The sequence below is a fragment of the Sedimentibacter hydroxybenzoicus DSM 7310 genome, assembly GCF_013403245.1.
GTDB classification, from domain to species: domain Bacteria; phylum Bacillota; class Clostridia; order Tissierellales; family Sedimentibacteraceae; genus Sedimentibacter; species Sedimentibacter hydroxybenzoicus.
On the sequence record NZ_JACBNQ010000022.1, the window covers coordinates 59522 to 66620 of the forward strand.

The window sequence follows — 7099 nt, forward strand, 5'->3', positions numbered from 1 at the left end:
TTTCACCTCACCTTTTATAATAAGCAATAATTGTGCCAACATAATATTTTTTATAAAAAAAGTCAAACCTTGTAAAATCATAGGTTTGACTTCCGCTATTATAAACAGCAATTTTCACTTGCAAAATATTGCGTGCAAAATATTGCACAAAAATATATTTTGCATTATTTTGCATTATTTTATACCGTATTTCTCCATCTTGTAATACAAAGACCTTAAAGAAATACCCAGGACCTTCGCAGTATCAGTTTTGTTTTTATTTAATCTTACATAAATATCCTTTATGTAATCCGATTCGGCTTTATCTAATACATTGCTTAGTTTTGTCATTGCTTCATTACCTGCAGCAACATAATTTTTAATAGGTAATTTCTTATTAAGATATAATTGCGGCAGATGTTCCGACTCAATTATTCTCTCGTTTAAATTCATATTTATGATTGAACGGCCAATAACATTTTCCAATTCTCTTACGTTACCCGGCCATTGATGATTAATTAAAATGCTTGATGACTCATCTGATATACCTACAATGTTTCTTCCGTATTCATCATTAAATTTAACTATAAAGCTTTTAATTAAAAGAGGTATGTCTTCTTTCCTTTCTCTAAGAGCCGGGAGTACTATAGGCAATATATTCAATCTGTAGAATAAATCCTCTCTGAATTTTCCTTCTCTTACAAGCTTGGATAAATCAGCATTAGTAGCAGCTATAACCCTTACATCAACATTGATGGTATAGTTGCCGCCAACCCTCATTATCTCTTTTTCCTGCAATACTCTAAGAAGCTTTGCCTGAGTGTTCATGCTTATTTCAGATATTTCATCCAGAAAAATAGTACCTTTATCAGCTTCCTCAAAAAGACCTTTTTTACCTCCCTTTAGGGCACCTGTAAAAGACCCTTCTTCATACCCAAAAAGCTCGCTTTCAAGTAATGAATCGGTTAAAGCGGCACAATTAACCCGTACAAAGCTGTTGTTTCTTCTGCTGCTGAGTGCGTGAATAGAATTAGCGAACAATTCCTTACCTGTTCCGCTTTCTCCTCTTAATAAAACTGTTGCGGGCACTTCTGCTGCTTTTTCTATCATTTTTTTAACTTCATTTATTGCAACGGATTCTCCTATTATATCTTCCGGTTTGTATTTATACGTTAACTCTCTTAACTTCTTTTCTGCTTTATTCAGTTTATCCGTTAAATCCTTTATACCTGACATATCATGCAAAACCGCTACGCTGCCCTTCAAAGTTTCGTTTACAATAATAGGAGCAGCCTGTGCTACAACTGTCTTTCCACTGGGCTTTATTTTAAGCTTAGTATTACCGACAGGTTTTTTTGTACTGAGAACTTTCATATGCAAGCTTTCGCCTTCCTCGATATCATATAATGAATTTTTACCTATAATATCGTCATTATCTATTCCTGTCAGCTTCTCATATGCAGGATTTACAAGGATATGCTCTCCGTTTTCATTAACAACACTTATTGCATCCTGCGTTGCAAGAAATACGGCTTCAAGCATTCCTTGATAATCCATGTTATTTATTTCAATATTTACCTTGTTCATTTCTTCTCCGATTATTCTTCGTCATTTGACCTTGACTCAATAACTTCCACGTTAATTATCTCCTGATCTAAAGAAATATTGTTAACGTCTTTTTCACTAGTACATACTATGGAAACTTCGTGCAAGCCAATATCTCTACCTTCCATATCAACCGTTATTGTTAAATCGTCTTTCATCAATTGATTTACAATGCTTGATGGTCCTGTTACGGTTACTGTTATATCGGACTGAGTGTCTGATAACACAACCTCATAACCTTCCTCAACGTTTATAAAGTTAATTTCCGACGGTTCAAACACTAATTCCTTATCCACAATTTTATCAACAGTAGCATTCACAACAGGAGTTGTTGTTAAATCTAACAATAATAATCCATCCGTATTTAAAATATCTCTTGCTATAATTATATTTCTCGAAGCTCCCGTTATATCCAGCTCTGCTAATTCCAGTTCATTTATTGTATCCAATATATCCTGTCTTGCCGCTATTCTGATTCTTTCAGGTCTTACCGTTACATCCGTAAGCTGATATCCTTCTTCAGGTGTTCCCGTAACATTTGGCGTTAAGCTCACATACTTAGTAGGATAGATAGGTACGATTACATCAACATTTTCAACAGGTGCCGACATAAAAATCTCCGTATCGGTTCCATCATATATTCTTACAGGTACCGTCTTTACCACATTGTCTGTGGCATTGGCTATATTCACCGTTGCAACAGCCATATCAGCAGCGTTTACAACACTTCTCGGTCCGGTAATTTTAACCGATGAAGGGTTGGAAAGAGATAAAGCTTTATAATAATTTTCTGCCTGTGTTCCCTCATACTGTATTGTTACATCCATGACCTTGGATATTATGCCTTCAATATTACATACTATCTGGGATGGAGATTTGCTTAATATTTCAACACCGCTCGGTCCAGTAATATATATTTCCGCACTTCTTATGCCTTCTCCAAAACCTAAAACATCAATATATGCGGAAAAATCGTCTCTTTTAAGACCGCTTACCAGATCAGGCGGACCTTCAACATTGACATTTAGCATAAAATTATCCTTATCGGAATTCATCAATATTAAATTTGAATTTTCCAAGGCGCTTGAATTTCTGATTGTTACAGGGACACTGTTTATGAGCTTCGTCATAGGCGGTTTGGTATTATATATAATGACAGCCCACAAAACTACAGAAACTATCAGACAAGTTATTTGAATTATTATTTTATCGTTTTTTATCTTCATTTCTGTTTCTCCACTTTTCAATAATATTCACTTTTTCATTATCCGAATAAATACCTGACAATAAGGTTTCAAGCTCGCTTATCTGAATATTTCTGTACAGTCTTCCTTCAATGGCATAAGAAATATAGCCGGTTTCTTCCGAAACTATTAAAGCGATTGAATCTGATCGTTCAGTCATTCCTATTGCTGCCCTGTGCCTTGTCCCTATATCTTTGCTTAATAAATTATTGTCCGTCAAGGGTAAAAAGCATCCGGCAGCTCTTATATTGTAATCTTTGATAATTACTGCCCCGTCATGCAGCGGTGTGTTGGGTATAAATATATTGATTAGCAGACCGCTTGAAATGTCGGAGTTAAGCCTTGTACCGCTTTCAACTATATCTGTCAGTCCTATTTTCTGCTCAAAAATTATCAGTGCACCTATCTTTTGTCTTGCCAGAGAAGAGGTTGCGGACACTATTTCTTTTATAATCTGTTCCGATGTTTGAGAATTTTTTTCTATGGCAGCAAGGGTAAATGATGTTCTTCCGATATACTCTAAAGCCTTTCTTATTTCAGGCTGGAACACCACAACTAAAGCTATAATCCCAACCTGAAACGTATGCTCCAATATATATTTAACCATGTACAGGTCAAATATTTCAGATATCGGAATTAAAGAAATTAATAAAACTATACCTTTTACAAGCTGCTTTGCTCTCATATCGCGAATAAGCAAGTACCCGTGATACAAAACATAATAAACTATAGCTATATCAACCAAGCTGTTCAATCCAATATTAGCAAAAATTAATCGTAACTGATCCATGCCACCACTTCCCCAATTATTTTAATGTTTTAATCAATTTGCATCTGAGCTGTCGTATCATTCAATGACCTTTGCATTCTTAGTTTTGAATTGTCATCTACGTCCCTGCTTTCAATATATTCCATTATAGGATATACAACGTGCTCTACTCCCCCGTCGGCCGTATTTCCTTTATATACCCAAAGAGGAATATATCTTATATTTTTTACACTTATTTCTCCCGTTTCACCGTTTTTAACGATTTCTATATCAACAATTACACCATCTTCAGTATATTTTGATATCTCCTTGGATATACCATACGGTGCCAAAGTTTCTTCTCTTTGATTAGATAAAAAATTACCCATAGAATATGCAACATACTTGGTTTTACCGTCTATTTCATACAGCTTAGCCGGTTGTATTACGTGAGGATGACTCCCTAAAATTATGTCCACTCCTTCATTAAGCAGCATATCCGCAAGCATTTCCTGTCTTTCATTCTGAACTCTTGCGTATTCGTTGCCCCAATGCATATAAGCTATTATTACATCCGCCTTTTGTTCCTTTGCATACGCAATATCTTCCTTAATTTTTGTTTCATCTATTATATTAATCATTACATCCAAATCCTGAGGCGATAAAACAGATTCAAGACCGTTAACCATTTCTGTATATGACATAATGGCTATTTTTATACCCTTTACATCCTTCATAAGTACTCTTGTTTCGGGCTTTTCCTTATATGTCCCGACAGTATCAATGCCTCTTGCCTGAATTTGTTCAATAGTTCTTATAATCCCTGCTTTCCTCGTATCTAAAGAGTGATTGTTTGCAGTTACCAGTACATCAAAACCTGCTTCCTTTATAGCATCCAGCACCTCATCGGGAGCATTGAACAGCGGATAGCCCTGGTATGAATATACCGAATCACCTGCAGTAGTCCCTTCGAAATTAGCTATTGCCAAATCTGCATAGGTAAAAATATTTTTGACAGCTTTAAAGCTGTTATGGAAATCATATGTACCTGTCCTGGGATCATATGCACCGTCAATTTGGGACGGATGGAACATTATATCTCCCGTTGCCTTTATATTTATTTCAATATCAGGCTTTACCTGCGGGTCTGAGGTTGACGGTTCTTCTTTCGGATTTGAAGTTACTACATCTGCCGGTTCAACCGGGTCATTATTTTTTTCTTTATTTCCGCCTATTCCCTCAACAGCCATATACGTCGCTGCAATACCTAATATAATTACTAAACCGATAGATAATAACCTGATTCTTTTTTTTCTGCGTCTGATTTTTCTGTTCATGCGATACCTCATTTTTATACTCCATATTTAATATTAACTTAATGTGAAAGATTTTGCAATAAATTAATTATTAAAAAAAGCTTAAGAATAACTGATAATTTTTTAATCTTATCCTTGTTCCCTTTTATTTTCGAGGGGGTTTTATCAAGCATTTTTCACCAAAACCTATTAAGTCATACCTGTTTTCTTTATTCAGCGCCTTCAATACTAAGTCATAATTTTCCTTTTTATTGTACTGAAGGAGAGCCCTTTGCATTTTTCTTTCTTCCTTATCCTTCGGAACGTAAACAGCTTCGCCCGTTAGTGGATTGAATCCGGTATAATACATACATGTGGACATGGTACCCGGCGTCGGATAAAAATCCTGAACCTGTTCGGGAATGTGACCCATATCTCTTATATACTCCGCTAATTCTATTGCATCTTTCATACGTGATCCGGGATGTGAAGAAATAAAGTAAGGTACTATATATTGTTCCTTATTTATTTTTTTACTTTTATCATAGAATTTTTTTACAAATTGATTGTAGATTTTTATAGATGGTTTCCCCATAAGACTAAGTACAGATTCGGAAACATGTTCCGGAGCAGTTCTAAGCTGTCCGCTTACATGATGCCTGACAAGTTCTGTAATAAATGCGTCACTACTATCATATATCGCATAATCATATCTTATGCCGGACCTGATAAAAACTTTCTTTATGCCTTCTACATTTCTTATTTTTCCCAAAAGCTCCAAGTAGTCTTTGTGATCTATTTTCAAATTTTTGCACTTTTCGGGAGTCATACATTCTCTGTCCTTGCATACTCCATGCTTTTCCTGTTTAGTGCATGCTTTTATACGAAAATTTGCCGTAGGTCCTCCCACATCATGGATATAACCTTTAAAATCTTTGTCTTTAATCATTTTTTCAACTTCTTTAATAATTGATTCATGACTTCTTGCTTGAACTACCCTGCCTTGATGAAAATTTAAAGAGCAAAAATTACATCCTCCAAAGCATCCCCGTACACTTGTTACACTGAATTTAATTTCATTTAATGCGGGAATTCCCCCGGAATTTTTATACATAGAATGATAATCCATCATATAATCCAAATCATAAACATCATCAAGCTCCTGCATATTAAGTGTATCCATAGGAGGATTTTGTACAACGTATATGGTGTCGTATTGCTCAGCCAAAGTTTTTGCTGTTTTAGAATCAGTGTTTTCATATTGTACTTTAAAGCTTTCACCATATTTTTTCTTAGATGAAATAACTTTATCATAGGCCGGTAAAAAAATCGGCTCAAAGGGCCTTTCTTTATCCTTTGTTTTGTACACAGTTCCGTTTATAAAGGTAATTTCTTCTATAGGTATGCCTGCATTTAACGCTTCTGCAATTTCTATTATTGATTTTTCTCCCATTCCGTAAACCAATAAATCGGCACCTGAATCCAACAATACGGACCTTTTAACGCCGTCGCTCCAATAGTCATAATGGCTGAAACGCCTTAAGCTTGCTTCAATACCGCCGATTATAACCGGTACATGCTTATAAGCTTCTCTCAACCTGTTAGAATAAACTGTAACTGCTCTGTCAGGTCTTAAATTTGGCTTACCACCGGGGGAATACGCATCCGTGCTCCTTCTTTTCCTGAAGGTGGTGTAGTGATTTACCATAGAATCTATATTACCCGAGTTAACCAAAAAACCAAGTCTCGGTTCACCTAATATCCTGAAGGAATTCAAATCTTTCCAATCAGGCTGGGCAATGATACCAACCTTATATCCGTATCGTTCAAGCAATCTCGATATCACGGCTGCCCCAAAAGAAGAATGATCAACGTAAGCATCACCCGTAACAAATACGAAGTCACACTGTTCCCATCCTCTTTTGTTCATATCATCTTTATTAACCGGTAAAAAATCCATAATTCCTCCATCTGACGGGACATTTCTCTTATCCGAAAAGACTTTCTCTGACATAAAGAGATGTGCCCCCCTTCATTTACAAACAAAAGGTGTCGTGACCATATTTATTATACATTATCGCTAACTCCAAAACAATACATTAATATTATCGTCGTAAAAAACAAAATAAACAGATTAACCTGTTTATTTTGTTCAGGTTATTGACAAACCCGCTAAAAATTAGCGGGTTTTCATAATAATTAAGGAAAGACACATGAAAAATCAATCT

6 protein-coding genes are annotated in these 7099 nt (G+C 35.6%); all 6 read right to left on the bottom strand.

The features are described 5' to 3' along the window. Positions 1-7 precede the first annotated feature (7 nt). The gene (locus HZF24_RS15315) at positions 8-175 is read right to left on the bottom strand and encodes a hypothetical protein (protein ID WP_179239222.1); all 168 of its coding nucleotides are present in this window, start codon (positions 173-175) and stop codon (positions 8-10) included. Next, positions 175-1566 (bottom strand): sigma-54 interaction domain-containing protein, encoded by a 1392-nt coding sequence (locus HZF24_RS15320; RefSeq protein WP_179239223.1) that lies wholly within the window; start codon positions 1564-1566, stop codon positions 175-177. The genes HZF24_RS15315 and HZF24_RS15320 overlap by 1 nt, the downstream gene beginning before the upstream one ends. Positions 1567-1577: 11 nt before the next feature. Then, on the bottom strand, positions 1578-2810 hold the full coding sequence (locus HZF24_RS15325; RefSeq protein WP_179239224.1) for a CdaR family protein: 1233 nt from the start codon (positions 2808-2810) through the stop codon (positions 1578-1580). Continuing rightward, positions 2791-3618: a diadenylate cyclase CdaA gene (cdaA, locus tag HZF24_RS15330; protein WP_179239225.1), complete on the bottom strand. Its 828-nt coding sequence runs from the start codon at positions 3616-3618 to the stop codon at positions 2791-2793. Before cdaA ends, HZF24_RS15325 begins: the two co-directional genes overlap by 20 nt. Before the next feature lie 29 nt (positions 3619-3647). After that, complete coding sequence (locus tag HZF24_RS15335; protein ID WP_179239226.1) at positions 3648-4913, bottom strand: CapA family protein; 1266 nt, start codon at positions 4911-4913, stop codon at positions 3648-3650. A gap of 124 nt (positions 4914-5037) precedes the next feature. Next, entirely contained in the window at positions 5038-6885 is a 1848-nt protein-coding gene (locus tag HZF24_RS15340; protein ID WP_246346163.1) for a YgiQ family radical SAM protein, read from the bottom strand. Between the last annotated feature and the right edge of the window lie 214 nt (positions 6886-7099).

Bases quoted from the DNA above. Each gene is read 5' to 3' on its own strand.
- cdaA (WP_179239225.1), bottom strand. From the start codon at position 3,618: ATGGATCAGTTACGATTAATTTTTGCTAATATTGGATTGAACAGCTTG.
- HZF24_RS15340 (WP_246346163.1), bottom strand. From the start codon at position 6,885: ATGTCAGAGAAAGTCTTTTCGGATAAGAGAAATGTCCCGTCAGATGGA.
- HZF24_RS15315 (WP_179239222.1), bottom strand. From the start codon at position 175: ATGCAAAATAATGCAAAATATATTTTTGTGCAATATTTTGCACGCAAT.
- HZF24_RS15325 (WP_179239224.1), bottom strand. From the start codon at position 2,810: ATGAAGATAAAAAACGATAAAATAATAATTCAAATAACTTGTCTGATA.
- HZF24_RS15335 (WP_179239226.1), bottom strand. From the start codon at position 4,913: ATGAACAGAAAAATCAGACGCAGAAAAAAAAGAATCAGGTTATTATCT.
- HZF24_RS15320 (WP_179239223.1), bottom strand. From the start codon at position 1,566: ATGAACAAGGTAAATATTGAAATAAATAACATGGATTATCAAGGAATG.